Consider the following 26,672-nt stretch of genomic DNA (forward strand, 5'->3'; position numbering starts at 1 on the left):
ACTCTCTTCACTAGGGAGAGCACTACTGATAATGGGAGTGACTGGCGGACTCTACACTGCCCCCTGCTTTGCGGATGAGGACGCGGGAGGTCTGGACGTCACTCTCACGGCTAACGTCGTGGAGAACACTTGCCAGATCTCCCTCTCAGATAACGGATTGGTTCATTTACCGATCGTTTCACGGGGTTGGTTTTACAACGGCGACGGCACAACACGTCTGCAGCCGGGCGATGCCGACAGCGGCACGCAGTTTAGTGTCAACGTTGAAAGCTGCACTAATGATACGGCAACGGTTAACGCAATGGTGTTCCGCTTTCAGCCGCAAAACGGCACCTGGCCTGCCGAGAGCCAGCAGGTATTTATCAACGACACACCCGCGGCCACTGGCGGGGCGGAAAACGTCGGCATCGTGATTTTCTCCAGCAGCGATAACCGTAACGTCGTCAATAGCGACGGCAGTTCATCCGTCGCCATTGATGTTTCAACATCAGCCAACTATCTGACCCGTTACGACTTTTACGCCCGCTACCAGAATACCGGCATCGTGAGCGCCGGAAAGATCACCAGCCATGTGCTGGTTGATGCTATTTATCAATAATCAAGGAAGATGACATGATTAAATATCTACTACTCCCGGTAGCGCTATTGGCCCTGAGTTTTAATGCCAGCGCAAGCACAGAATGCCGCCTCTCACAGAGTGGCAAAAGTGGCACTATGGCGCTGAATGGCGGAGGGACAAACCCGATTTCATTTCACTATGTGAGCGACGACGTCTCAGGCTCCATCTATGAACTCACCTATTTTGATCCCTCGCTTGACCGTGATCTCTGGACCTATTGCAATAACGGAAAGGACGGCGTGGCATTTTATATGAATACCACCGAAGCCTCGAGGGTCAATATGACCGATGGCAGAGCGCTTTATCCTACCAATGTCGACGGTATTTACTATGCGGTAAAAATGTATAGCACCGGCGGAGGCGGCGGTTATTTTCCGTCGTCTAGTGGAGGCTCGTGGGTCATGGTCGACAGCGGTAGCATAGACTACTGGGACAGCAAGCAAATGAAAGCTACCGTAACGCTATATCAGGGTAGCGGGTTTGCTGGAAATGTTAACAACGTCAGCGCGATTACACCAAAAGATTCACGCACGCTGGGGCAAATTCGCATCGGCACCGCAGATTCTGATGATAACAACCCGTGGACCATCAACGTTACGCCGACCAGCTTTAGCGTGCCGGTTTACGCAGCAACCTGCACCGCGGTATCGGCCAATAACGGCACCAATAACGTTGATTTTGGCGAGATCATGATGTCATCGCTCAGAGATGGCTACTGGCCATATCAGAATTTTACGTTGCAGATGAAGTACTGTACCAACACCGTGTGGATGCGTTTTAAACTGACTTCAACGGCCAGCACCACCAATGGCACTGGTTATATGCTCCTCAAAAACACGCTGAGTGGCAGCAATGCGGCGAAAGGGATTGGCGTTTACGTGCAAACCAATGTGATAACTCGCGAGGGAGACGGAGGCTTTAAACCCGGAGCTGAAATCTGGAGTCCAATGACGAGCGTCGCGAATAGCCTCTCCCTCGACCTGCCTTTTTATGCACGTATTTACGAGCTCGATGATGGTAGTACAGTGACCGCCGGTGAATTTAAGGCCATTGGCACCTTCACCATCGACTACTTTTGATTTTACCCCTGCGGCTGGTTACTGATCAGCCGCGACATCGTCTCTAGCGAATCCGTTCTTAAAATATACAGTCTTTTCAATAAGAACGGATTATCCCCCGGTTTCACCTTCCCTTTCACCGTCGTCACCGCTAAGTGAAACCCCGCCTCTCCTGCCGCTGTCACCGCCGTAGCGTTATAACTGCCAAAGGGGTATGAGAGGTACAGCACATGCGGATTAAACTGCGCCAGCGCGCGCCGCGAACGGGCAAAATCAAACAGGATATTATGGTGGCTACGACTCAGCAGGATCGGCCGACGGTAACCATCTACCCGATGTAAAAAATGGGTATGTGACTGAAAGTCAAACACATCCCTGATGCCATTCAATTCGGAGACGCTCATAAACTGCAGCGATTTTGGATCCCACTTTTGCGGATGCCGCTTAATACGCGATGAGATAATAAACGCCGTTGCTTTCATGCCGTATTGTTTCAACACCGGATACGCATAGCGGCTGACCGACTTCAGGCCATCGTCAAAGGTTACCACCACCGCGCGCGCGGGCAGATTAGCGCGGTTACGCACGTAGTCTTCTAACTGGTACATCGTCAGCGTGGTGTAGCCCATATCACGCAGCCAGGTCATCTGGTTGCTGAAAGCACGTACGGAAGTGGTCGTCGAGGTATGGCGAAAACGGGTGTTCTCTTCATCACGCAGAATGTGATGGTAAGTCAGCACCGGGATCCCATTATCGGTCTGAGCATCTAAGGCGCTGATATAAGCCAGCCGGTCGCCAATACGGATTTGAAACCACGTCTGGTTCAGCCTGTCTTTCAGCTTGTTTATTATGGGATAGCGCAGATTGTCCGCCAGCACGCCAAACGGCGCACTCCCGGCGTCGGGGGCGTTATAAACCGGCGTATCTTTCCAGGTGATCAGGTTCTGATTGCTCAGGGGCTTATTGAGATCGCCCAGTCCATCTTCGACCTTCTGCCGCCCCTGAACGCGCTCCAGATGGCCTTTATCGATAAATCCCTTACCGAAGCCAAAGGTAAACGCGTAATAGTCTTCGCCACCGGGAATGACCGAGAGGATCTGGCCCGCACGAATATTCCCTACCGTCACCATTTTATTGCCAACCTGTGCCCAGACAGCAGCATCTTCAGTGGTTTGCATATAGCGCGCAGGCAACGCCGCAACCGCAAAACCAGAAAACAGGAACATCAGAATAAGCAGAGCACGCATAACCATATGGGATAACCGAGGCGAAAAACCTCGGTTATTGTAGCAAAAGCATCATCAATACCAATGCTTAATACTCATACAAATCATGCTTCAACACAAAGGGGGGATTTTTCTGTTGCTGATGCCACAGGCTGGTGACATCAGGACCGCCGAGGGAAACAATTTGATTGCGAAACGCCGCGCTGCTCATCGATTCTCGCGACAAAAGCATTCGCTCAAGCAATGGATACGTCACGCCTGAGATCACTTCACACTGGGAATGTTTATGGCTCATCAATGCCGCCGCGCGATAAGGCGCAGCACCTGGAATATCCGTCAGGAATATCACACCCTCGCCAGAATCTGTGTCATGCAGGGCATCGCACATCATCCGACTTAACATATTTGAACTCAGTCCACGCCAAAACCCTACCGCCCGGCATTGCGCCTGCGGGCCGAACTTTTTTTCCAGACGATGCAGCATATCCTGTGCCGTATCGTCATGACAGGTAATCACCCAACCTAACATTGCCTACCTCCTTAGCAGACAAGTAGTTTATCAGGGTGATAAATACATAACGGTGATAAACATCAAAAGTCTTCCTCTCCCGGTCTGGGAGAGGAAGAAAGAATCAGCTACGTAACCCACGTCCGCGTTGAATCAGATACCAGCAGAGTAAATAAAAGGCGGCAATAAACACCACCAGCACGCCAAAGGTCGTGACCAGCGGTACATCATGAATGCCGAGGAAACCGTAGCGGAAACCACTGATCATGTAGACAATCGGGTTCAGGTGCGACAGTCCCTGCCAGAACGGCGGCAGCAGCGTTAGCGAGTAGAACACGCCGCCCAGATAGGTCAGCGGTGTCAGCACAAAGGTCGGGATCAGGCTGATATCGTCAAAGGTTTTGGCAAAAACCGCATTCAGCAATCCGGCCAGCGAGAACAGGACCGCCGTCAGCACCAGCGTAAGCGCCACAAAGACCCACGAATGTACCTGAAACGGCACAAAGAACAGGGAGATAGCGGTCACCAGAATACCTACGCACAGCCCGCGCGCCACGCCACCACCGACAAAACCGGTAATAATGACGTGCGTCGGTACCGGCGCGACCAGCAGTTCTTCAATGTTGCGTTGAAACTTGGCGCTGAAAAATGACGACGCTACGTTGGCGTACGAATTGGTAATGACCGCCATCATAATCAGCCCCGGTACGATGAACTGCATATAGCTAAAGCCGTGCATTTCGCCGATGCGTGAGCCAATCAAATTACCGAAGATAATAAAATACAGCGTCATGGTAATGACCGGTGGGACCAGCGTCTGGATCCAGATCCGCATAAAACGGTGGATCTCTTTCGCCCAGATGCTTTTCAGTGCGACCCAGTAAAGCTGCATCATGTGCGATCTCCTTGTTTGTCATGCACCAGAGAAACAAACAGCTCCTCCAGTCGGTTCGCCTTGTTACGCATACTCAATACCTGAACGCCCTGGGCGCTCAGCTGGGAAAACACGCTGTTTACCCCCTGCTCTCTCAGCACTTCGACTTCCAGCGTGGAAGTATCAACCAGACGGTATTGATAGCCCTCCAGTTTGGGCAACGGGCTTTTCGCTGCTAAATCGAGAATAAAGGTCTCGGATTTCAGTTTGGAAAGCAGGTTTTTCATCGACGTATTCTCCACCAGCTCACCATGCTGAATAATACCGATATTACGGCACAGCATTTCCGCCTCTTCGAGGTAGTGGGTGGTCAGAATAATCGTCGTGCCTTTGTCGTTTAAATCTTTTAAAAATCCCCACATTGAACGACGCAGTTCGATATCAACGCCCGCCGTCGGTTCATCGAGGATCAGTAGCTTCGGCTCATGCATCAAGGCACGGGCGATCATCAAACGTCGCTTCATACCGCCGGACAACATACGCGCCCGTTCGTTACGTTTTTCCCACAGATCGAGCTGTTTTAGATAAATTTCGCTGCGTTTTACCGCCTCTTTATACTCAACGCCGTAATAGCCCGCCTGGTTCACCACGATCTGCTGCACGGTTTCAAACGGGTTAAAGTTAAACTCCTGCGGCACGAGCCCAAGCTGGCGTTTAGCGTTAACCGTATCTTTTTCAAGATCGTAGCCAAAGACGCTCACCCGCCCTGAGGATTTATTCACCAGCGAGCTGATAATCCCGATGGTGGTGGACTTTCCTGCGCCGTTAGGACCTAAAAGCGCATAAAAATCACCCGCTTCGACTTGCAAATCTATGCCGCGTAGCGCCTGAACGCCACCGGGATAAGTCTTTTTAAGTTGTTGAAGTTCCAGAGCAATGGTCATGGTTTTTTACTTACCTTACATTCTAATACTTGATATTTGGTTTTAATAAATCAGGAGTTACCCTATATTAGCGCAACGCAATTTACTGGGTTACAGCCTCCATGAAAGACATAGATACACTTATCAGCAACAATGCACTATGGTCAAAGATGCTGATAGAAGAGGACCCCGGATTTTTTGAAACGCTGACGCATGCGCAGAATCCGCGCTTTCTATGGATTGGATGCTCCGATAGCCGCGTTCCCGCGGAACGTTTAACCGGTCTTGAACCAGGCGAATTATTTGTTCACCGTAATGTTGCCAATCTGGTAATTCATACCGATCTGAACTGCCTCTCAGTGGTTCAGTATGCGGTTGATGTGCTGGAAGTGGAACACATTATTATTTGTGGGCACTACGGTTGCGGTGGCGTACAGGCCGCCATTGAAAATACAGAATTGGGACTGATTGATAACTGGTTGCTGCATATCCGCGATATCTGGTTTAAACACAGCTCACTGCTCGGGGAAATGCCGCCGGAGCGTCGTATTGATACACTGTGCGAGCTGAATGTCATGGAGCAGGTCTACAACCTGGGCCACTCCACCATCATGCGTTCAGCCTGGAAGCGTGGTCAGAAGGTCACTATTCACGGATGGGCCTATGGTATTCATGATGGCCTACTTCGCGATCTGGACGTGACCGCCACCAGCCGTGAATCCCTGGAACAGCGCTACCGACAGGGGCTGTCAAACCTCAGCCAAAAGCACAGTAACCATAAGTAACGCAACATTGCCGGGGGGCGGCTACGCCTTACCCGGCCTACAAAACGCTCACCATCAGGTACGTTCGCAGTTTTACTCGTCCAGCAGTACCACTTTGCCAACATACGGCAGATGGCGATAACGCTGGGCGTAGTCAATGCCATAACCGACAACAAACTCATCCGGAATGGAAAAGCCGATAAATTCGACTGGAACATTCACTTCACGACGGGAGGGTTTGTCCAGCAGCGTACAAATAGCCAGAGATTTCGGCTCGCGCAGGCTGAGGATTTCACGCACTTTTGACAGCGTGTTACCGGAGTCGATGATATCTTCGACAATCAGTACATCTTTACCACGAATGTCTTCATCCAGGTCTTTGAGGATTTTAACATCACGGGTAGTCGACATGCCGCTGCCGTAGCTTGAGGCAGTCATGAAGTCGACTTCGTGGGAGACATGCACTTCACGGCACAGGTCTGCCATAAACATAAATGAGCCGCGTAACAGACCAACCAGCACCATGTCACTGCCGCTGTCCTTGTAACGTTCGTTAATCTGACGCCCGAGTTCAGCAATGCGCGCTTTGATCTCCGCTTCCGGGATCATGACTTCTACAGTATGTTTCATATCTCTAACCATATGATTTAAAAACAAATCACTCAATGCTCACTCTTAATAAGACAGCATCTAAGCGCAAGGTACGAAGTATACCAGTAAAAGCCTTTATTCGCGGCATCTGTTGTCCTATGACGGTATCTTTACCCCACATCAGAACAGAGAACATGGGTCTTCCCTGGCCGCCCTGGGCAAGACTCAATAAAAATACCCGCTATTTACTGCGGGTATTTTATTGCTCTCAGATTTTTGACAACAATCACTTATCAAATTTAAGCGACATTAACGATGCTTTCGCCACATCCTGATATTGTTCAACCAAATCTTTGGTCATATTAAAAGCGACCTGCACGGCTTTATCTTTTTCCGACGTTACCAGCATCATATTCAGGATTTCGGTATCCGGCGCCTGGGAGCGGAAGGTAATCAGCCAGGCTTTATGCCCATCCACGGTCACGGCTTCCGCCTGCGGTTTGAAGTTAGTCAGCATTTTTAGCATCGCATCTTTCGCTTGATCCAACTGTGATGCGGGCAACGCGCTGCGCCCGGCGGTCATCCCTAAAGAGGCCTTGCCACGCTCGTCGCCATAAATAACCTGCGGACGATTTTCCGAAGGGTATTTAATTTTCGCCATTTCGTCGGACATTGGCGTCAGCGTTTGCGGAATTTCGATACTCAAATTGAGCTGCGGGATATTCTGGCGTTGCATTTTCATTTCGGCATGCGCTGAAATCGCCACCATCATGACAAAAGATGCGGTGAGTACCTTGCGGAAAAGATCCATTCTAACCTCATGATTTATTATTAATCATATCAGTATATCCGCCGCGCTAATGAATGAAACGGTAAATGCCCATTTTAAGAACATCCTGTTTTACCGGATGGCAAAAATGCCATCCGGTCATTTTGTTACACGGTAAAGCCGAGCATCATGCCGGTGTCTTCATGCTCTAACAGATGGCAGTGCGCCATATAGGCATGCTCTTTCGGTGCATCGTGATCAAACTTCACTAATACTTCGCTGACGCCGCCTTCAACACGAACAGTATCCTTCCAGCCCGCACGATGCGCGGCCGGTGCTTTACCGTTCTCAGACAGAATGCGGAATTGGGTGCCGTGAATATGGAACGGATGCAGCATCATGTCGCCCTGCCCGGAAATCACCCAGCGTTCGTGCTGACCTTTCGTCGCGGCAAACATCGGTTTATTCATATCAAATGCCTGGCCATTAATGCGGTTGGCATTATGGAAATCGAACGTCCCGCCGTGGTCCATGCTGCCCATATTGCCGTGATTCATATTACCGTGATTCATGTTGCCATGATTCATTTTACCGTGGCCCATCTCGCCATTATTCATATGCCCCATCATCTGCCCATGCCCCATGCCTGCCATGGCCTGGTCGCCATATTTCTGCATCAGCATCTGCATGCCCATCATGTCGAGCATCGGGTCCATAGACAGCTGCAGCCTGCGCACCGTCAGTCCTTCCAGTGAAGGCAAGGCTGGCAGGGTGGTCAACGTGTCCGGCAGCGTACCGGAAGCGGTGATACGCAACGGCTGAATGCGCATCACCGGATGCGGCTTATCAAAGGGCGCAATCGCCATCCCCATCTGGCTCACCGGCAGCGTGACCAGATCAAAAGCTTTGCCATCGCTGATATCCACCAGCACTTCAAACCGTTCGCCCATCAGCATGGGCAGCTCGGAGACTTTCACCGGCTCTGCCAACAGTCCGCCGTCGCTGGCAATGACGTACAGTGGACGGTTGTCGCTGGCCGCCACGTTAAGTGAGCGGGCGTTACAGCCATTCAGCAAACGCAGACGCAGCCAACCGCGCGGCGCGGCATGCTGCGGATACATCGCCCCGTTAGTCAGCAGCGTATCGCCAAACCACCCGACGGCGGCGGTCATCATATCCAGCTGATAGTTAATTTGTCCGTCTGCGGAGAACTGTTTGTCCTGAATAATCACCGGAACATCATCAATGCCCCACTGTTTCGGCAACAGCAGTTTGTGGATGTCCTCATCTTCAATCAGCACCAGTCCGGCCAGCCCCATCGCCACCTGACGACCGGTTTTGCCGTGCTGATGTGGGTGGAACCAGCAGGTCGCTGCCCGTTGTTCGGGCGTGAAGGTCACAGAACGTTTCCCGCCCGCCTGAATAACCCCTTGCGGTCCGCCATCGACGTCGCCGGGAATTTCCAGGCCGTGCCAGTGCAGCGTCGTCTCTTCGGCCAGCTGATTATGGATATCAACGGTGACCGCTTTACCTTTCTGCAGTTTCAGCGCCGGTCCCAGTAAATTACCGTTATATCCCCAGGTGGTCGCGGTTTTACCTGCAAAGGTCGACTGCCCGGCTTGAACGATCAACTGTATACGATCGGCAGCATCTGTCGTTAACAGATCAGGGATAGGTAAAGCAGGACGCTCAGCAGCGAAAACCGAACGGCTCCAGAGAGGTAACGCTGACGCGACGCCCAGCGCCACGGAGTACTTTAAAAAGTCACGACGTTGCATAATCACTTCCTTATATTCAGCAGCTTAAGCAGGCTATCTTTTAAGCATAAGCCTTCCCCTTACGGGAAGGTCAAGTGAACCGCTGATAATAAAGGTCGTCGCTTCGCTCGCAGTGTGCTAACGTTTAAATTCCGTGATGCAGTGGTAGAAGCAATGAAGACGTTTTTCAGAACAATTTTGTTCGGCAGCCTGATGGCCGTATGCGCAAATAGCTACGCGCTCAGCGAGTCCGAAGCCGAAGATATGGCCGATTTAACGGCAGTGTTTGTCTTTCTGAAAAATGACTGTGGATACCAGAATTTGCCCAATGGGCAGATCCGTCGCGCACTGGTCTTTTTTGCCCAGCAGAACCAGTGGGACCTCAGTAATTACGACACCTTCGACATGAAATCACTCGGTGAAGACAGCTATCGCGATTTAAGCGGTATCGGGATCCCGGTTGCCAAAAAGTGCAAAGCGCTGGCGCGTGACTCCCTGAGCCTGTTGGCCTACGTTAAATAATGTGATGCCGGATGGCGTTGACCGGCAGCGTCAGCAAAACCGACTTCACCGCGTTATCCCCCTGTGTCACCCGTAGTACCGCTTCGCCCAACTGTCGCCCGACCTCTTCGTGATCGACGGTAAACAGGCAGGCGGACGACATCACCCGTGACGAAAAGTCGCTGCTCGCCGTGGCGCACAGCATCGACTTTTCATCCAGACCGCAATCAGGCAATCCAGCCAGATAATGGCAGGCGCCCATCAGCAGAAAGTCGTTAATAAAAATAATAAAGTCAGGCTTTGCATTTTGCTGCATAAACTTCTGCATGGCCTCCTCACCAGATGACTCAGCAACGGCACCAAAGAAAATCAGCCCGTCGTTCGGCGTTTGTCCACTTTCACGCATTTCCTCCAGACAGCCGTCAAGAAACTGCAGCCCATGCATGCTGTCAGCACCTAGCGTCGCAACAGCAATACGCTTTGCCCCCTGACGCAGCGCAAAACGCACGCACTGCCGCCCCATCTCTTCATGGTGGAAATCGACCCAGTTAAAATGCCCTTTCAGCACCCGACTTTGTCCCATCGTGACGAAAGGAAACCGTCGATCGTTCAGCAATAAAATCCGCTCATCATCAATACGCGTATCCGTCAGGATGACCGCATCCGCACGGTTTTGCTCAATGATTTTTTGCAACAGTTGCTGCTCCCCCTGCCGATCTGTGGTGATGTGGATGACAGGATCGATACCGCTGGCTTTCAAGCTGGACTGTAGCCCTCTGGCAATACGCATAAAAAATGATGCGGTATGAACGTTGCCGCCGTCTGCGGCAGGCAGCAGCAGCGCCACGGCCCCCACCTTACCGCTGCGCAGATGCCGGGCGGAAGCATTCGGCCGATAGCCCAGTTTTTCCGCCGCCTCCAGCACTTTTTTCCGCGTATGGTTACTGATATCGCTTTTGTTATTCAACGCCTTCGAGACCGTCGCCGTAGAAAGATTCAGAAACTCAGCAAGTTCTTTAATATTCATTTTTCCGCATGGACTAAATTGCTTCAGACAAGGATATTTCTGCAATCTAAACCATTAATTTCCCGATGACAATAAAAAATCATTTTAACACAACATGATTATGTTGAAGAGATCACAATTACGTAGGAAAAGCCATTGCTATCGTTATTTTTCAGATCTAGCATAAAATAATACGAAATCGATTAAGTATTTTTTAAAGACACCTACAAACAAAACTAACAAAGGTAATCCCTATGCAATTAGATAGCCCGCTTCCTGTTGCGGCATCCGTCAATAAAACACGGCCACAGGTGATTTGGATTTGTCTGTTAGCGGCTCTCGCCGGTTTGTTATTCGGCCTGGATATTGGCGTCATCTCCGGCGCACTCCCGCTTATCGCCAAAGAATATCATCTACTTGATAACCAACAAGAATGGATCGTCAGCTCAATGATGGTCGGTGCCGCAGCTGCAACCCTGTGCAGCGGCTTTCTGGCGTATCGATTAGGGCGTAAATATGCCCTGCTCATTGCCGCTGGCTCATTCTGTATCGGTGCCATTATCTGTACCTGTGCCGTCAGCGCGGATATGTTGATCGCCGGTCGCTTAATTCTCGGTGTTGGCCTCGGCGTCGCCTCTTACGCAACGCCGCTTTATCTTTCTGAAATCACGCCAAAAAATATCCGCGGTGCGATGATTTCCGCTTATCAGTTAATGATTGCTCTCGGAATTTTAATCGTCTTTCTGACCAATACCGCCTTCAGCTACAGCGGCAACTGGCGTGGAATGCTGCTGGTTGTGGCTATCCCATCACTGGTTTTCCTGTTTGGCGCTTTGTTCCTGCCTCGTAGCCCACGCTGGCTGATGATGCATGGCAGAGAAGAGGATGCCAGAGCCGTATTGCTGCGCCTGCGCAACAGCCGCGAAGAGGTTGAAAGCGAGCTGCAGGAAATTAAAGAACAGCTTAAAGTTAAACAACACGGCTGGCATTTATTTAAAGAAAATAAACACTTTCGCCGTAGTGTCGGATTAGGGATCGTCCTGCAAGTCATGCAACAGTTCTCCGGCGTCAATGTGATGATGTACTACGCGCCGCGTATCTTCCACGAAATTGGCTTTAGTTCTACAGCAGACCAAATGTGGGGAACGGTAATCGTTGGCCTGGTGATGACGGTGGCGACCTTTATCGCCGTCGGTTTTGTCGACCGTTGGGGACGTAAGCCTATGCTGTATGTTGGTTTTATCACCATGGGCATTGCGATGAGCGTGGTAGGCTCACTACTGGGTGGTGATGCGTTATCGGTGATGGAGAAAGGCGTCACCGTGGCGATGCTGCTACTGTTTATCGTCGGTTTTTCTATGTCAGCAGGCCCGCTAATCTGGTTATTATGCTCCGAAATTCAGCCATTAAAAGGGCGTGAATTTGGCATTACCTGTTCCACATTTACCTGCCATATCGCCGGGATGATTGTCAGTGCAACCTTCCTGTCGCTACTCAATACATTAGGTAGCGCCCACACGTTCTATCTATATGCCTTATTAAACCTTACTGCCATTATCATTATTTATTTCTTTGTTCCTGAAACAAAAAACATTTCACTAGAAAAAATTGAACAGAATCTAATGGCAGGAAAAAAATTACGCAACATTGGCCGATGATAAAATGGAGTATCGGACATGAGTTTTATAGAATTTACTGAAGATAATTTGTATATTTCTTTTTCGCTTAATGAAAAACAGCAAATTTATATTAGCCGGTTTTCAACAACCAGAGATTGCGCGGTGCACGGGGAGTTTCCGCTGGTACAGGTACATGCCAGCGGCTACAACCAAAACGATCACCATGCCCGCAAACATACCGGCAGCGAGCCGGGTTCATCGTTACGCTACCAGTCCCATTGTTTTAGCGAAAATGAGCGGGGAAAGAAGCTTGAAATCAGCCTTAACGGTGATGCGATAGCCGTAAGCTGGCACCTTCAGCATTTTCGCGACACGCGTACGGTGCGAGTCTGGTGCGAGGTACGCAATGATTCCCCTGAGCACCTCGGACTGGAATATGTCAGCTCCTTAACGCTGTTTGCCATCAATAGCCAGCAATGGGAAAAAACAGCACTTCTGCACTTGCCGCATAATAACTGGTACGGCGAGGCACAGTGGAAGAGTCGCTCACTGCCGGACCTCGGACTGGATAAAGTGAACCATTTTTCACTCGATCGTCTCTCGGTTGAGAGTACCGGAACCTGGTCCAGCATTGGCTATTTGCCCTGCGCCGCTTTTGAGGATACCGCAGCTGGCACCACGCTACTATGGCAGATTGAACACAGCGGCTCATGGCAGTGGGAAATTGGCGATTTCCGCGACCATCTCTATTTGCAAGTCAGCGGCCCCACCGAGAATGAAAGTCATTGGTGGAAAAATCTCGCTCCGGGAGAAACCTTTACTTCCGTACCGGTCGCCGTTGCGCTGGTTCAGGGAGGGTTGCAAGAAGCGCTACGGGAAATTACCCGTTATCGACGAAAAATACTACGCCCGTCGGCGGATAACCAGTGGCTCCCGGTGATATTCAATGACTATATGAACTGTCTTTCCGGCGATCCAACCACCGCGAAGCTGCTGCCACTCATTGACGCCGCCGCAAATGCGGGATGTGAGTACTTTTGTATCGACTGCGGCTGGTACTCTGATGGTGAATGGTGGGACGGGGTCGGCGAATGGCTTCCCGCACCAACACGCTTTCCCGGAGGGATCCGTGAACCGCTCGATTATATTACCGCCAAAGGCATGAAATCGGGGTTGTGGCTGGAACTGGAAGTGATGGGGATTGCCTGCCCGCTGGCGCAATCCTTACCTGATGCGTGTTTTTTCCTGCGCCACGGCAAACGGGTTATTGACCATCAGCGCTATCAGCTGGATTTTCGCCATCCTTTAGTGCTGGAGCATGCCGATCGGGTTATTTCCCGTCTGGTCGAGGAATATGGCATCAGCTATATCAAAATGGATTACAACATTAATGCGGGTATCGGGACAGAGTACGCAGCCGACAGCCCCGGCGACGGATTGCTACAGCACAATAGGGCTTATCTTAGCTGGCTGAAAAACATCATGGCTCGCTACCCGCAACTGGTGATTGAAAACTGCGGCAGTGGCGGCTTGCGCATGGACTATGCGCTTTTGCAGCAGCACAGCATTCAATCCGTTACCGATCAGACCGACTATCGCTTAATGGCCTCGATTGCCGCCGCTGCGGCCTCGGCGGTAACGCCTGAACAGGCCGCCATTTGGTCTTATCCCTTACGTGAAGGCGACCGTGAAGAAGTGGTGATGAACATGGTGAATAGCCTGCTGCTGCGGGTTCATCAAAGCGGGCATCTGGCGGAACTGAGCGAAGAGCGTTTCGAACTGGTTCAGGAAGGGATCGCACTGTATAAATCGTTTCGCCAGCAGATCCCTCACCTCGAGCCGTTCTGGCCTCTTGGCATTCCCTCTTTCGCGTCACCGTGGCTGGCATTTGGTCTGCGTAACGAAAATGAAGCCTGGCTGGCGGTCTGGCGTATGGAAAGTGAGCAGAGTTCAATCACGCTACCACTCGGTGGCGTCACGCAGGCAAGTTGCGTTTACCCGCACTTCGCCAAAGTGCTCTGTCAGCCAACGATCAACAAACATGAATTAATGATTTCACTACCGGAGAAACTGACCGCCAGATTGTTTCATCTCACTTTTGCCCACTAAATGAAAACCGCCTCCCGACAGGGAGGCAGTCATTATTTCTGCTGAACAAACTCGCGGTATGCCGCCACCACCTGCAGGAAATCTTCGACGCCGCACAGAGACAAACTCTCTTCGTCGTAGTAGTTCATCCCTTCTTCCATTTCGTCGCCCGTAAACTCCAGTTGATTGGCACGCACCATGACTTCTTCGCCATCCAGCCAGAGCGTGTACTCATGCCCTGCCCGCTGCCAGGAACGCTCACTGCCTTTTACCGCACGCGCTGCCTGTTCCACTTCATCCAGTAAGGCCAGGTTCTCTTTCACTTCTTCATTAAACCAGTGCCCTACCACTTCGTGGCCCATGGACATTCGCACTTTTACCACTCCGGTAATATCGCGCAGAAATTCGTAATCCATAATGTGTTCCTCTGCTCCCGGCAGTGCGCCAATACCGCACTGCACCTTGCTGTAATTATCGCAGCAGCGCGGCAGAAAAAAAGCGTAACGGGTATAAGGAATAGAAATAAAAATGCCCGAAGAAGCTGACCTCTCCGGGCATTGATGCGTTTTTGTGCAAAATCCGCTAGCGAATTATACCGCCGTCTGGAAAATCACGCTGTCCGCTTTCTCGGTGTACTGAGAGAGCTGGTCAAAGTTCAGATAACGGTAGGTATCCACGGCGGTTTTATCCACCTGGGCAACATAGGTCTGATACTCTTCCGCCGTTGGCAGCTTACCAATCAGCGCCGCCACGGCCGCCAGTTCCGCAGAAGCCAGATAAACGTTCGCGCCGGTACCTAAACGGTTCGGGAAGTTACGCGTTGACGTTGACACCACGGTCGCACCGTCGGCCACACGCGCCTGGTTACCCATGCACAGTGAACAGCCCGGGATCTCAATACGCGCCCCGCTCTTACCAAAGACGCTGTAATAGCCCTCTTCGGTCAGCTGTGCGGCATCCATACGGGTTGGCGGTGCCACCCACAGACGGGTCGGCAGCTGGCCTTTATGCGCATCCAGCAGCTTACCTGCGGCACGGAAGTGACCAATGTTGGTCATGCAGGAACCGATGAACACTTCGTCGATCTTCTCACCCTGCACGTCAGACAGCAGACGCGCGTCGTCAGGATCGTTCGGCGCACACAGGATTGGCTCTTTGATATCCGCCAGATCGATGTCGATCACTGCCGCATAGTCTGCGTCAGCGTCGGCTTCCAGCAGCTGTGGATCCGCCAGCCATTTTTCCATGCCCTGGATACGACGTTCCAGCGTACGGCGGTCACCGTAACCTTCTGCGATCATCCACTTCAGCAGGACGATGTTAGATGTCAGGTACTCAACGATCGGCTCTTTGTTCAGCTTAATGGTACAGCCAGCAGCAGAACGCTCAGCGGACGCATCGGTCAGTTCAAATGCCTGCTCGACTTTCAGATCCGGCAGGCCTTCGATTTCCAGGATGCGGCCGGAGAAGATGTTTTTCTTACCTTTCTTCTCAACGGTCAGCAGGCCCTGCTTGATCGCGTACAGCGGGATCGCGTGGACCAGATCGCGCAGGGTGATACCCGGCTGCATTTTGCCTTTGAAGCGCACCAGCACTGACTCCGGCATATCCAGTGGCATCACGCCAGTTGCAGCGGCAAACGCTACCAGACCAGAACCCGCCGGGAAGGAAATACCGATCGGGAAACGGGTATGCGAGTCACCACCGGTACCGACGGTATCCGGCAGCAGCATGCGGTTCAGCCACGAGTGAATAACACCATCGCCCGGACGCAGCGAGACGCCGCCACGGTTCATGATGAAGTCAGGCAGCGTGTGGTGCGTGGTCACGTCAACCGGCTTCGGATAGGCGGCGGTATGACAGAACGACTGCATCACCAGGTCTGCGGAGAAGCCCAGGCACGCCAGGTCTTTCAGTTCATCACGGGTCATTGGACCGGTGGTGTCCTGAGAACCTACAGAGGTCATTTTCGGTTCGCAGTAAGCACCCGGACGAATACCGGTAACACCGCAGGCACGCCCGACCATTTTCTGTGCCAGCGAGTAGCCGCGGTTGCTTTCCGCCACGTCTTTCGCCTGACGGAATACGTCGCTGTGCGGCAGACCCAGCGCTTCACGCGCTTTGGTGGTCAGGCCGCGACCGATGATCAGCGGAATACGGCCACCGGCGCGTACCTCGTCAATCAGCACATCGGTTTTCAGCTCAAAGGTCGCCAGCAGTTCATTGGTTTCATGGTTACGCACTTCACCTTTGAGTGGGTAAACGTCAATCACGTCGCCCATGTTCAGGTTGTTTACGTCCACTTCAATCGGCAGCGCGCCTGCATCTTCCATGGTGTTGAAGAAGATTGGCGCAATTTTACCACCGAGGCACAGACCACCGCCGCGCTTGTTCGGCACGTTCGGGATGTCATCGCCCATGAACCACAGTACGGAGTTGGTCGCAGATTTACGTGAAGAACCGGTGCCGACAACGTCGCCAACGTAGGCCAGTGGGTAGCCTTTCTTCTGCAGTTCTTCAATCTGTTTGATCGGACCAACGGCACCCGGTTGATCCGGCTCAATGCCTTCGCGGGCGTTTTTCAACATCGCCAGCGCGTGCAGCGGGATATCCGGACGCGACCATGCATCCGGAGCCGGAGACAGGTCGTCGGTATTGGTTTCGCCGGTCACTTTGAACACGGTAACGGTCATTTTCTCAGCGAGTGCTGGACGGTTCAGGAACCATTCGGCATCGGCCCAGGACTGCATTACCTGCTTCGCGTAGGCGTTGCCCGCTTTGGCTTTTTCTTCTACGTCATAGAAGTTATCGAACATCAGCAGCGTATGGGACAGTGCTTTAGCGGCAATCGGCGCCAGTTTCGCATCGTCCAGCGCGTCAATCAGCGGATGAATGTTGTATCCGCCTTGCATGGTGCCCAGCAGTTCAATGGCTTTCTCTGGTGTCACCAGCGGGGACATAGTGTCGCCTTTCGCGACGGCAGCAAGAAAACCCGCTTTAACATAAGCGGCTTCATCTACGCCAGGAGGAACGCGGTTGATCAACAGGTCTAACAGGAATTCTTCTTCGCCCACAGGCGGGGTCTTCAGCAGCTCGACAAGTGCGGCCATTTGGGTTGCGTCTAACGGTTTTGGCACAATCCCTAAGGCGGCACGCTCAGCTACGTGCTTACGGTATTCTTCTAGCACGACGGTATCTCCTCGCTCTCATTGTCATATGCGGTAGGCGATTCTCTTCACGCTCCTGTGAGACAGCAGTTTGTAGGGTAAATGCCCGGTACCGCATAAGGCACAATAACAGGATTTTCACTAAGTGTTAATCCGTTTACAAAAAAGCAACATAAAAAATTGGCTGAATCGTTAAGAATGGTATAGCAAGGAGGCGAGGCAAATTTGTGTCCCCTCCCACTCTCTTAAAGCGATTGATTTAAAACGGCCGCATCAGAATATTTCAACGCGTTTTCAGGCATCAGATATAATTGTGTAATAAATGTTCACACTCTTTTTCCGGACATACCGGGCGGTTACCCAATAAAAGTCAAAACTGTAAAACACGGGTGAATAATACTCGCGGCAACAGAAACGCCTTACGGCACAGCGCTTGTCTCGTTGGAGTCATTTTATGAAGTTGCCCTTTAAGCCACATCTGCTCGTCCTTCTGTGCAGTGCCGGGCTGTTTGCCGCCTCTGGCGTGATGTTCGTCAAAAGCCGCACAACGGAACCCGTTGCACCGGCCCCTGTCGCACAACAACCTTCAGCACCTGCTCCAGCGCCCGTAGCTGCACCTGCCGTGCAATCCGCGCCTGCTGTCGCACCAACATACACTGCCGCACAAATCGATCAGTGGGTTGCGCCAGTCGCGCTGTACCCGGATGCATTGCTGTCGCAAATTTTGATGGCGGCGACCTATCCGGCCAACGTTATCCAGGCCGCGCAGTGGTCTAAAGACAATCCTAAAATGCAGGGTGACGCCGCTATTCAGGCCGTTGCCGGGCAGCCCTGGGACCCTAGCGTAAAATCACTGGTCGCGTTTCCTCAGTTGATGTCACTGTTAGGTGAAAATCCTCCGTGGGTACAAAGCCTGGGGGATGCTTTCCTCGCGCAACCACAGGACGTGATGGATTCGGTTCAACGCCTGCGCGCACTGGCGCAGCAAACCGGGGCATTACAATCCACACCACAGCAGACGGTCACAACTAGTGTGAAAAATGTGCCCCCACCTCGTACCCAAACTCAAGAAGGTGTAACAGTTCAATCGACGGCCCCACCGGCTCCAACGGTTATTAAAATTGAATCTGCCGATCCACAGGTGGTTTACGTTCCGACCTATAACCCGAATACGGTGTACGGCACCTGGCCAAATACCGCCTATCCTCCCACCTATCTGCCGCCATCGCCCGGTGAGCAATTTGGCAGCAGCTTCGTTAACGGTTTAGGCTTCAGTCTGGGGGTAGCGACAACCTATGCCATCTTCAGCAACATCGACTGGGATGACGACGACGACTGGGACCACCACCATAATAATGATGACTGGGATAATCATGGCGGTTATAACCGCAACGGCGATAACAACATCAATATCAACGTTGATAACTTCAATAAAATCAGTGGTCAACGGCTGACTGACGCCAACCGTACCTGGCAGCATAACCCGGCCTATCGTGAGGGTGTGCCCTATGCAAATAACCAGCTCAATAACCGCTTCCACGCCACAAACACGGCAACCGGGCTCAGTGCGACCCAGCAAAACCCGCAAAGAGCGGTCAACCGCGATAGCCAGCGTCAGGCAGCCATGAGTCAGATGGAGAAATCGACGGGTAAAACGCTTTCTCAGACCGCGCGTCCGGGAACGAAAGATGCTCAGCGCCAGGCATCAAATCAACAGTTGAAGCAGATTTCTCAGCGCAACAACTACCGTGGCTATGACACAAAACCACAAACCGCGAAGCGGACAAGCACGCAACAACGAGAGACTCGCCAGACGACCGCGCAGAGACAGGAGAAACGGGTTTCGCAACCTGCACAGCAACGCAACGTGCAACAGCGAAATACTCAACAGCGCACCAGTCAGCCGCGCGCCAATGCGCTGAGCGGTAACGATAGTCGCTCAGGCAGCTGGCAAGCACAGCAGCAGCGAGGCGCTCAGAGCAGGGAAATATCCCGCAACCAACCATCGCGCCAGGCATCCGGCGGGCGCGCTGAACACCGTGAACTCCGTCATCGTTAAGGGAACCGACATGAAAATGAAATTACTCAGTGGAATGGTGTTGTTCATGGTTTCGGCCACCGCGATGGCACAGCAATCTTTCAGTACACCAGACCAGGCAACCGACGCACTGGCCAGCGCGATAGGTGAACAAAATGAAAGTGCGATGAACAACCTGCTTGGAGAAGACTGGCGCGATTTTCTGCCGCCAGAAGGTGTCGATCCTGATGCCGTTGATCGCTTCCTGCGTGACTGGAAGGTCCATCATAATACCGTCGTCGAGGGCAATACCGCGCACCTTGTTGTCGGGGACAGCGGCTGGCAGTTGCCAATCCCGGTGATCAAAACCACATCCGGCTGGCAATTTGATATGCAGCAAGCCGCCGAAGAGATCCAGACTCGCGAAATTGGCCGCAACGAACTCGCCGCCATCGAGGCATTACACGCCTATGTGGATGCTCAGCAGAGCTATTTTGCGATGAACCAGAAGTATGCGCAGAAGGTTGTCAGCACGGAAGGGAAAAAGGATGGCCTGTACTGGCCCGTTGCACCAGGCGAAGCGCCAAGCCCTCTGGGACCGGCCTTCAGCCCGCAGGAGCCTGGCACGGGTTATCACGGTTATCGTTTCCGCATCCTTCCCGACAAAACCAGCGGCTTTGCGATGGTGGCCTGGCCCGTCAGCTACGGTCATACGGGCGTGATGAGCTTTATGATTAACGGCGATGACACCGTCTACCAGGCAGATCTTGGTGAAGCATCACAAGAAAAAGCGCAGGCGTTGACCACCTACGCCCCGGATAAAAGCTGGCATCCCGTCGCGCAGTAAAACGGGGGAAAACCGAAGGCCGGGTCAGCGCGAGTGCTACCCGGCAGGTTATCTGAGATTACAGGTCGTTACAGGCAAAAAAAACGCCTCCGAAGAGGCGTTTCTTACAAAGTCAGAAAATTACTTCTTCTTCGCTTTCGGGTTCGGCAGGTCGGTAATGCTACCTTCAAAGATTTCTGCCGCCAGGCCCACGGACTCGTGCAGAGTCGGGTGTGCGTGGATGGTCAGCGCGATGTCTTCCGCATCACAACCCATTTCGATCGCCAGACCGATTTCGCCCAGCAGCTCGCCGCCGTTGGTACCGACAATCGCACCACCGATAACACGGTGAGATTCTTTGTCGAAAATCAGTTTAGTCATACCGTCTGCACAGTCAGAAGCGATAGCACGGCCAGAAGCAGCCCACGGGAAGGTGGCGGTTTCGTAGCTGATGCCTTTTTCTTTCGCTTCTTTCTCGGTCAGACCGACCCAGGCAACTTCTGGTTCAGTGTAGGCAATGGACGGAATCACTTTCGGATCGAAGTAGTGTTTCTTACCAGCGATAACTTCAGCGGCAACGTGGCCTTCATGAACACCTTTGTGCGCCAGCATCGGCTGACCGACGATATCGCCGATAGCAAAGATGTGCGGTACGTTGGTACGCAGCTGTTTGTCCACGCGGATAAAGCCACGGTCATCAACTTCAACGCCCGCTTTGCCTGCATCGAGGTTTTTACCGTTCGGTACACGACCAATAGCAACCAGTACGGCGTCGTAACGCTGTGCTTCAGCAGGTGCTTTTTTGCCTTCCATGGAAACGTAAATACCGTCTTCTTTCGCTTCAACGGCAGTCACTTTGGTTTCCAGCATCAGGTTGAATTTCTTGCTGATACGTTTGGTGAAGACTTTTACCACGTCTTTATCGGCAGCAGGGATAACCTGGTCGAACATTTCAACCACGTCAATCTCTGAACCCAGCGCATGGTAAACGGTCCCCATTTCCAGACCGATGATACCGCCACCCATAACCAGCAGGCGTTTTGGTACGGTTTTCAGTTCCAGTGCGTCGGTGGAATCCCACACACGCGGGTCTTCGTGCGGAATAAATGGCAGTTCAATCGGACGGGAACCCGCCGCGATGATAGCGTTGTCGAAGTTGATCACGGTTTTACCGTTTTCGCCTTCAACTTCCAGGGTGTTAGCCCCAGTAAATTTACCCAGACCGTTTACCACTTTCACTTTACGGCCTTTAGCCATACCAGCCAGACCGCCGGTCAGTTGAGTGATAACTTTTTCTTTCCAGGTACGAATCTTGTCGATATCGGTTTTCGGCTCACCGAAGACGATACCGTGATCGGCCAGTGCTTTCGCTTCTTCGATAACTTTTGCTACGTGCAACAGCGCTTTAGAAGGGATACAGCCGACGTTCAGACAAACACCACCAAGGGTGCTGTAACGTTCTACGATGACGGTCTCCAGACCTAAATCTGCGCAACGGAAGGCAGCAGAGTAACCTGCCGGGCCTGCCCCAAGTACCACGACTTGAGTTTTGATTTCAGTGCTCATCATGACCTCTTAATTTATACCCGTCGTCCACCGGGTCGTTCTATCCGCCGGTATTTTACAAAATTGTTAACAATTTTGAAACAACAAACGGCAACCGATTTGTCTTTCGCACAATAACCTCACTGACTTCATGAGATTACCAGAAAAAAGCCGGCCGTCGGGCCGGCTTTTTCGCTTACATCACCAGACGGCGAATGTCAGACAGCGTGTTGTTGATGATGGTAATGAAACGAGCACCATCAGCACCGTCAATCACGCGGTGGTCAAAGGAGAGAGAAATCGGCATCATCAGACGCGGAGTAAACTCTTTACCATTCCACACCGGTTCAATAGCCGACTTGGACACGCCAAGGATAGCCACTTCAGGCGCGTTCACAATCGGTGCGAAGTGGGTAGTCCCCAGGCCGCCGATGCTGGAGATAGTGAAGCAACCGCCCTGCATTTCGCCAGCCGTCAGCTTACCATCACGCGCTTTCTTAGAGATCACCGTCAGTTCACGAGACAGCTCGGTAATGCTCTTCTTGTTCACATCTTTAAAGACCGGAACAACCAGACCATTTGGCGTATCGACCGCAACACCGATGTTGATGTATTTCTTCAGCGTCAGCTTCTGACCATCTTCGGACAGGGAGCTGTTGAAGCGTGGCATCTGCTCGAGAGCCGCTGCGACCGCTTTCATGATGAAGACTACTGGGGTGAATTTCACATCCAGTTTACGCTTCTCAGCTTCGGCGTTCTGCTGTTTACGGAACGCTTCCAGATCGGTGATATCGGTTTTATCGAAGTGGGTAACGTGCGGGATCATCACCCAGTTACGGCTCAGGTTAGCGCCAGAGATTTTCTGGATGCGACCCAGTTCCACTTCTTCGATTTCACCAAACTTACTGAAGTCCACTTTCGGCCAAGGCAGCATGCCCGGGATACCGCCGCCAGCCGCAGCTGCCGGTGCAGATTCAGCGCGTTTAACCGCGTCTTTCACGTAAGCCTGAACGTCTTCGCGCAGGATACGGCCTTTACGGCCAGACCCTTTCACTTTCGCCAGATTCACACCGAATTCGCGCGCCAGGCGACGAATCAGCGGCGTTGCATGGACGTAAGCGTCGTTTTCTGCGAAGTCAGATTTGCCTTCAGCTTTTGCGGCCTGAGCCGGAGCTGCGGCAGGTGCAGGTGCTGCGGCCTGAGCCGGAGCAGCCGCTTGCGCAGGGGCAGCAGCCGGTGCCGCGCCTTCAACTTCGAAGACCATAATCAGAGAACCGGTTTTCACTTTATCGCCGGTGCTGATTTTGATTTCTTTCACGGTACCCGCGAACGGTGCCGGCACTTCCATCGACGCTTTGTCACCTTCAACGGTGATCAGTGACTGCTCAGCGGCAATTTTATCGCCCACTTTGACCATCACTTCAGTGACTTCAACTTCGTCACCACCGATGTCCGGCACGTTAACTTCTTTAGAGCCAGACGCTGCCGGAGCCGCTGCGGCTGCCGGTGCAGCAGCCTGAGCTGGTGCCGCGGCTGGCGCGCTACCAGCGACTTCGAAGACCATAATCAGGGAGCCAGTAGACACTTTGTCGCCGGTGTTGATTTTGATCTCTTTCACGGTACCCGCGAACGGTGCCGGGACTTCCATAGAGGCTTTGTCGCCTTCTACGGTGATCAGAGACTGCTCAGCCGCAACGGTGTCGCCGACTTTGACCATAATCTCGGTGACTTCAACTTCGTCGCCGCCGATGTCCGGTACGTGTACGTCTTTCGCTGCTGCCGCAGCAGGTGCAGCTGCCGGAGCGGCTGCTTGCTTCTCTTCTGCCGGAGCAGGTGCAGCAGCTGCTGCACCGTCGGCGGAATCGAAAATCATGATCAGTTTGCCGGTCTCAGTTTTGTCGCCAACAGAGACTTTGATCTCTTTAACGATACCCGCCTGAGGGGACGGAACTTCCATAGAGGCTTTATCGCCTTCTACGGTGATCAGCGACTGTTCAGCTTCAACTTTGTCGCCTACTTTGACCAGGATCTCGGTGATTTCAACTTCATCAGCCCCGATGTCCGGTACATTGATTTCGATAGCCATGTTTCTTTTACCTCTTACGCCAGACGCGGGTTAACTTTATCTGCATCGATATTGAATTTGGTGATAGCGTCAGCAACCACTTTCTTATCGATTTCGCCACGTTTAGCCAGTTCGCCCAGTGCCGCTACAACCACATAGGAAGCATCAACTTCGAAGTGGTGACGCAGGTTTTCACGGCTGTCAGAGCGACCGAAGCCGTCAGTACCCAGTACGCGATAATCATCAGCCGGTACATAAGTACGAACCTGTTCGGCAAACAGTTTCATATAGTCAGTAGATGCTACAGCCGGTGCGTCGTTCATCACCTGAGCGATGTACGGAACGCGCGGAGTTTCCAGCGGATGCAGCATGTTCCAGCGCTCACAATCCTGGCCATCACGCGCCAGTTCAGTGAAGGACGTGACGCTATACACGTCAGAACCTACGCCGTAGTCGTTCGCCAGGATCTGCGCTGCTTCACGGACGTGACGCAGGATAGAACCAGAGCCCAACAGCTGAACTTTACCTTTCTTACCTTCGAGGGTTTCGAGTTTGTAGATACCTTTACGGATACCTTCCTCAGCACCTTCCGGCATTGCCGGCATGTGGTAGTTTTCGTTCAGCGTGGTGATGTAGTAGTAAACGTTCTCTTGTTTCTCACCGTACATACGCTCCAGACCATCGTGCATGATGACCGCAACTTCGTACGCGTAAGACGGATCGTAAGAGATACAGTTCGGAATAGTCAGAGACTGAATATGGCTGTGACCATCTTCGTGCTGCAGACCTTCACCGTTCAGCGTCGTACGACCAGAAGTCCCGCCGATCAGGAAGCCGCGCGCCTGCTGGTCACCCGCCTGCCAGCACAGGTCACCGATGCGCTGGAACCCGAACATGGAGTAGTAGATGTAGAACGGGATCATCGGCAGATCGTTGGTGCTGTAAGAGGTCGCAGCCGCCAGCCAGGATGCACCAGCACCCAGTTCGTTGATACCTTCCTGCAGGATCTGACCTTTTTCGTCTTCTTTGTAGTAAGCAACCTGCTCACGGTCCTGCGGGGTGTACTGCTGGCCGTTCGGGCTGTAGATACCAATCTGACGGAACAGACCTTCCATACCGAAAGTACGTGCTTCATCGGCGATGATCGGCACCAGACGATCTTTGATCGACTTGTTCTTCAGCATCACGTTCAGGGCACGAACGAAAGCGATAGTGGTGGAGATTTCTTTGTTCTGCTCTTCCAGCAGTGCACCGAAGTCTTCCAGCGCCGGCAGCTCCAGCTTCTCAGTGAAGTTAGGCTGACGAGCCGGCAGGTAGCCGTGCAGTTTCTGACGCTGAGCGTGCAGATAGGTATGCTCTTCAGAACCTTCCGGGAAGGTAATGTAAGACAGGTTTTCAACCTGCTCATCGGTAACTGGAACGTTGAAACGGTCGCGGATGTAACGCACGCCGTCCATGTTCATTTTCTTAACCTGGTGAGCGATGTTTTTACCTTCGGCGGTGTCACCCATGCCGTAACCTTTGATGGTATGGGCGAGGATTACAGTTGCTTTGCCTTTGGTTTCCTGCGCTTTTTTCAGTGCAGCGTAAACTTTCTTCGGATCGTGACCGCCACGGTTCAGCGCCCAAATCTGCTCGTCAGTCCAGTCAGCAACCAGTGCTGCGGTTTCCGGGTATTTACCGAAGAAGTGCTCACGAACATACGCGCCGTCTTTGGATTTGAAGGTCTGGTAGTCGCCGTCAACGGTTTCGTTCATCAGCTGGATCAGTTTACCGCTGGTGTCTTTACGCAGCAGCTCATCCCAACGACCGCCCCACATGACTTTGATAACGTTCCAGCCAGCACCTGCGAAGATGCCTTCCAGTTCGTTAACAATCTTGCCGTTACCGGTGACCGGGCCGTCAAGACGCTGCAGGTTACAGTTGATAACAAAGACCAGGTTGTCCAGTTTTTCACGGGTCGCGATGGTGATAGCGCCTTTAGATTCTGGCTCATCCATCTCGCCATCGCCCAGGAAGGCATAAACGGTCTGCTTAGAGGTATCTTTCAGGCCACGGTGTTCCAGATACTTCAGGAATTTAGCCTGGTAGATAGCACCGATTGGACCCAGACCCATGGATACGGTCGGGAACTGCCAGAATTCCGGCATCAGTTTCGGGTGCGGATAGGAAGACAGGCCTTTGCCATGAACTTCCTGACGGAAGTTGTTCATCTGCTCTTCAGTCAGACGACCTTCCAGGAATGCACGTGCATAGATGCCCGGAGAGATGTGGCCCTGGAAGTAAATCAGGTCGCCGCCATCCTGCTCGTTGCGTGCACGGAAGAAATGGTTGAAGCACACATCATATACCGTTGCGGAGGACTGGAAGGATGCCATGTGGCCACCCAGCTCGAGGTCCTTTTTAGACGCACGCAGTACGGTCATGATGGCGTTCCAGCGGATAGCAGAACGAATACGACGTTCCAGCTCCAGATTGCCCGGGTATTCCGGCTCATCTTCAACGGCAATAGTGTTTACATAATTGCTGGCCCCTGTACCTGCCGCTACTTTCACGCCGCCTTTGCGGGCTTCTGAAAGCAGTTGGTCGATCAGATACTGAGCACGCTCAACACCTTCTTCACGGATGACCGATTCGATCGCCTGTAGCCAGTCGCGAGTTTCGATCGGATCCACGTCATTTGGGAAACGTTCTGACATGGGGGTATTCCTTATCTATCTAATACGTTGAGTTATCTGGAACCTGTCCC

21 protein-coding genes are annotated in these 26,672 nt (G+C 52.4%); 8 read left to right on the forward strand and 13 right to left on the reverse strand.

The window, feature by feature from the left end:
* Positions 1-31: 31 nt before the first annotated feature.
* Together AC3ITF_RS18365 and AC3ITF_RS18370 are read left to right on the forward strand one after the other, a co-directional pair.
* Positions 32-598, forward strand: a complete 567-nt coding sequence (locus tag AC3ITF_RS18365) for a fimbrial-like protein (protein ID WP_115259431.1) — start codon at positions 32-34, stop codon at positions 596-598.
* 14 nt (positions 599-612) lie between these two features.
* The gene (locus AC3ITF_RS18370; RefSeq protein ID WP_137399700.1) at positions 613-1,698 is read left to right on the forward strand and encodes a fimbrial protein; all 1,086 of its coding nucleotides are present in this window, start codon (positions 613-615) and stop codon (positions 1,696-1,698) included.
* 2 nt (positions 1,699-1,700) lie between these two features.
* Here AC3ITF_RS18370 and AC3ITF_RS18375 read toward each other — a convergent pair whose 3' ends face one another.
* The 4 genes from AC3ITF_RS18375 to AC3ITF_RS18390 all read right to left on the reverse strand — a co-directional run bounded on the left by AC3ITF_RS18375 (position 1,701) and on the right by AC3ITF_RS18390 (position 5,229).
* Positions 1,701-2,930 (reverse strand): polysaccharide deacetylase family protein, encoded by a 1,230-nt coding sequence (locus tag AC3ITF_RS18375; RefSeq protein WP_135912575.1) that lies wholly within the window; start codon positions 2,928-2,930, stop codon positions 1,701-1,703.
* 61 nt (positions 2,931-2,991) lie between these two features.
* Positions 2,992-3,432 carry a PTS sugar transporter subunit IIA gene (locus AC3ITF_RS18380; protein ID WP_117342304.1) on the reverse strand — a complete coding sequence of 147 codons (441 nt, stop codon included), beginning with the start codon at positions 3,430-3,432 and terminating at the stop codon, positions 2,992-2,994.
* Positions 3,433-3,535: 103 nt separating this feature from the next.
* Positions 3,536-4,306 carry an ABC transporter permease gene (locus tag AC3ITF_RS18385; protein ID WP_096758268.1) on the reverse strand — a complete coding sequence of 257 codons (771 nt, stop codon included), beginning with the start codon at positions 4,304-4,306 and terminating at the stop codon, positions 3,536-3,538.
* A complete protein-coding gene (locus AC3ITF_RS18390) occupies positions 4,303-5,229 on the reverse strand; it encodes an ABC transporter ATP-binding protein (RefSeq protein ID WP_096758269.1) in 927 nt (308 codons plus the stop codon). Before AC3ITF_RS18390 ends, AC3ITF_RS18385 begins: the two co-directional genes overlap by 4 nt.
* A gap of 101 nt (positions 5,230-5,330) precedes the next feature.
* On the opposite strand from AC3ITF_RS18390, the gene can reads away from it, so the two are divergent.
* On the forward strand, positions 5,331-5,993 hold the full coding sequence (can, locus tag AC3ITF_RS18395) for a carbonate dehydratase (RefSeq protein ID WP_096758270.1): 663 nt from the start codon (positions 5,331-5,333) through the stop codon (positions 5,991-5,993).
* A gap of 72 nt (positions 5,994-6,065) precedes the next feature.
* On the opposite strand, the gene hpt is transcribed toward can, so the two are convergent.
* The 3 genes from hpt to cueO all read right to left on the reverse strand — a co-directional run bounded on the left by hpt (position 6,066) and on the right by cueO (position 9,110).
* Positions 6,066-6,602, reverse strand: a complete 537-nt coding sequence (gene hpt / locus AC3ITF_RS18400) for a hypoxanthine phosphoribosyltransferase (protein ID WP_003018658.1) — start codon at positions 6,600-6,602, stop codon at positions 6,066-6,068.
* A 247-nt stretch (positions 6,603-6,849) separates the two neighbouring features.
* Positions 6,850-7,374: a hypothetical protein gene (locus AC3ITF_RS18405; RefSeq protein WP_096758271.1), complete on the reverse strand. Its 525-nt coding sequence runs from the start codon at positions 7,372-7,374 to the stop codon at positions 6,850-6,852.
* Between the two features lie 125 nt (positions 7,375-7,499).
* Complete coding sequence (cueO, locus tag AC3ITF_RS18410; RefSeq protein ID WP_117342305.1) at positions 7,500-9,110, reverse strand: multicopper oxidase CueO; 1,611 nt, start codon at positions 9,108-9,110, stop codon at positions 7,500-7,502.
* Positions 9,111-9,263: 153 nt separating this feature from the next.
* Here cueO and AC3ITF_RS18415 point away from each other — a divergent pair, with 153 nt between their 5' ends.
* On the forward strand, positions 9,264-9,611 hold the full coding sequence (locus AC3ITF_RS18415) for a YacC family pilotin-like protein (protein ID WP_096758273.1): 348 nt from the start codon (positions 9,264-9,266) through the stop codon (positions 9,609-9,611).
* Here the strand turns inward: AC3ITF_RS18415 and AC3ITF_RS18420 are convergent.
* On the reverse strand, positions 9,604-10,617 hold the full coding sequence (locus AC3ITF_RS18420; RefSeq protein WP_115259437.1) for a LacI family DNA-binding transcriptional regulator: 1,014 nt from the start codon (positions 10,615-10,617) through the stop codon (positions 9,604-9,606). The two genes, AC3ITF_RS18415 and AC3ITF_RS18420, sit on opposite strands and share 8 nt — an antisense overlap.
* Before the next feature lie 233 nt (positions 10,618-10,850).
* On the opposite strand from AC3ITF_RS18420, the gene AC3ITF_RS18425 reads away from it, so the two are divergent.
* Together AC3ITF_RS18425 and AC3ITF_RS18430 are read left to right on the forward strand one after the other, a co-directional pair.
* On the forward strand, positions 10,851-12,254 hold the full coding sequence (locus AC3ITF_RS18425) for a sugar porter family MFS transporter (RefSeq protein WP_115259438.1): 1,404 nt from the start codon (positions 10,851-10,853) through the stop codon (positions 12,252-12,254).
* 18 nt (positions 12,255-12,272) lie between these two features.
* Positions 12,273-14,324 (forward strand): glycoside hydrolase family 36 protein, encoded by a 2,052-nt coding sequence (locus tag AC3ITF_RS18430; protein ID WP_174360714.1) that lies wholly within the window; start codon positions 12,273-12,275, stop codon positions 14,322-14,324.
* A gap of 32 nt (positions 14,325-14,356) precedes the next feature.
* Here the strand turns inward: AC3ITF_RS18430 and yacL are convergent, their stop codons facing one another.
* Both yacL and acnB read right to left on the reverse strand, forming a co-directional pair.
* Positions 14,357-14,719 carry a protein YacL gene (gene yacL / locus AC3ITF_RS18435; RefSeq protein WP_096758276.1) on the reverse strand — a complete coding sequence of 121 codons (363 nt, stop codon included), beginning with the start codon at positions 14,717-14,719 and terminating at the stop codon, positions 14,357-14,359.
* Positions 14,720-14,893: 174 nt separating this feature from the next.
* On the reverse strand, positions 14,894-17,491 hold the full coding sequence (gene acnB, locus AC3ITF_RS18440) for a bifunctional aconitate hydratase 2/2-methylisocitrate dehydratase (RefSeq protein WP_096758277.1): 2,598 nt from the start codon (positions 17,489-17,491) through the stop codon (positions 14,894-14,896).
* Between the two features lie 433 nt (positions 17,492-17,924).
* Here acnB and AC3ITF_RS18445 point away from each other — a divergent pair, with 433 nt between their 5' ends.
* Complete coding sequence (locus tag AC3ITF_RS18445; protein WP_174360716.1) at positions 17,925-19,529, forward strand: DUF3300 domain-containing protein; 1,605 nt, start codon at positions 17,925-17,927, stop codon at positions 19,527-19,529.
* A gap of 10 nt (positions 19,530-19,539) precedes the next feature.
* On the forward strand, positions 19,540-20,334 hold the full coding sequence (locus AC3ITF_RS18450) for a DUF2950 family protein (protein ID WP_096758279.1): 795 nt from the start codon (positions 19,540-19,542) through the stop codon (positions 20,332-20,334).
* A gap of 120 nt (positions 20,335-20,454) precedes the next feature.
* Here AC3ITF_RS18450 and lpdA read toward each other — a convergent pair whose 3' ends face one another.
* From lpdA to aceE, 3 genes are all read right to left on the reverse strand, one after another.
* Complete coding sequence (gene lpdA, locus AC3ITF_RS18455; protein ID WP_096758280.1) at positions 20,455-21,879, reverse strand: dihydrolipoyl dehydrogenase; 1,425 nt, start codon at positions 21,877-21,879, stop codon at positions 20,455-20,457.
* 175 nt (positions 21,880-22,054) lie between these two features.
* On the reverse strand, positions 22,055-23,944 hold the full coding sequence (gene aceF / locus AC3ITF_RS18460; RefSeq protein ID WP_137361999.1) for a pyruvate dehydrogenase complex dihydrolipoyllysine-residue acetyltransferase: 1,890 nt from the start codon (positions 23,942-23,944) through the stop codon (positions 22,055-22,057).
* Positions 23,945-23,958: 14 nt separating this feature from the next.
* On the reverse strand, positions 23,959-26,622 hold the full coding sequence (gene aceE, locus AC3ITF_RS18465) for a pyruvate dehydrogenase (acetyl-transferring), homodimeric type (protein ID WP_096758282.1): 2,664 nt from the start codon (positions 26,620-26,622) through the stop codon (positions 23,959-23,961).
* Positions 26,623-26,672: the final 50 nt, after the last annotated feature.

The organism is Citrobacter sp. KH_055_1 (assembly GCF_057838705.1).

Bases quoted from the DNA above. Each gene is read 5' to 3' on its own strand.
- AC3ITF_RS18380 (WP_117342304.1), bottom strand. From the start codon at position 3,432: ATGTTAGGTTGGGTGATTACCTGTCATGACGATACGGCACAGGATATG.
- hpt (WP_003018658.1), bottom strand. From the start codon at position 6,602: ATGAAACATACTGTAGAAGTCATGATCCCGGAAGCGGAGATCAAAGCG.
- AC3ITF_RS18415 (WP_096758273.1), top strand. From the start codon at position 9,264: ATGAAGACGTTTTTCAGAACAATTTTGTTCGGCAGCCTGATGGCCGTA.
- AC3ITF_RS18450 (WP_096758279.1), top strand. From the start codon at position 19,540: ATGAAAATGAAATTACTCAGTGGAATGGTGTTGTTCATGGTTTCGGCC.
- yacL (WP_096758276.1), bottom strand. From the start codon at position 14,719: ATGGATTACGAATTTCTGCGCGATATTACCGGAGTGGTAAAAGTGCGA.
- lpdA (WP_096758280.1), bottom strand. From the start codon at position 21,879: ATGAGCACTGAAATCAAAACTCAAGTCGTGGTACTTGGGGCAGGCCCG.
- AC3ITF_RS18385 (WP_096758268.1), bottom strand. From the start codon at position 4,306: ATGATGCAGCTTTACTGGGTCGCACTGAAAAGCATCTGGGCGAAAGAG.
- AC3ITF_RS18365 (WP_115259431.1), top strand. From the start codon at position 32: ATGGGAGTGACTGGCGGACTCTACACTGCCCCCTGCTTTGCGGATGAG.
- cueO (WP_117342305.1), bottom strand. From the start codon at position 9,110: ATGCAACGTCGTGACTTTTTAAAGTACTCCGTGGCGCTGGGCGTCGCG.
- aceE (WP_096758282.1), bottom strand. From the start codon at position 26,622: ATGTCAGAACGTTTCCCAAATGACGTGGATCCGATCGAAACTCGCGAC.
- AC3ITF_RS18375 (WP_135912575.1), bottom strand. From the start codon at position 2,930: ATGGTTATGCGTGCTCTGCTTATTCTGATGTTCCTGTTTTCTGGTTTT.
- AC3ITF_RS18425 (WP_115259438.1), top strand. From the start codon at position 10,851: ATGCAATTAGATAGCCCGCTTCCTGTTGCGGCATCCGTCAATAAAACA.
- can (WP_096758270.1), top strand. From the start codon at position 5,331: ATGAAAGACATAGATACACTTATCAGCAACAATGCACTATGGTCAAAG.
- AC3ITF_RS18445 (WP_174360716.1), top strand. From the start codon at position 17,925: ATGAAGTTGCCCTTTAAGCCACATCTGCTCGTCCTTCTGTGCAGTGCC.
- AC3ITF_RS18390 (WP_096758269.1), bottom strand. From the start codon at position 5,229: ATGACCATTGCTCTGGAACTTCAACAACTTAAAAAGACTTATCCCGGT.
- AC3ITF_RS18420 (WP_115259437.1), bottom strand. From the start codon at position 10,617: ATGAATATTAAAGAACTTGCTGAGTTTCTGAATCTTTCTACGGCGACG.
- AC3ITF_RS18405 (WP_096758271.1), bottom strand. From the start codon at position 7,374: ATGGATCTTTTCCGCAAGGTACTCACCGCATCTTTTGTCATGATGGTG.
- AC3ITF_RS18370 (WP_137399700.1), top strand. From the start codon at position 613: ATGATTAAATATCTACTACTCCCGGTAGCGCTATTGGCCCTGAGTTTT.
- AC3ITF_RS18430 (WP_174360714.1), top strand. From the start codon at position 12,273: ATGAGTTTTATAGAATTTACTGAAGATAATTTGTATATTTCTTTTTCG.
- aceF (WP_137361999.1), bottom strand. From the start codon at position 23,944: ATGGCTATCGAAATCAATGTACCGGACATCGGGGCTGATGAAGTTGAA.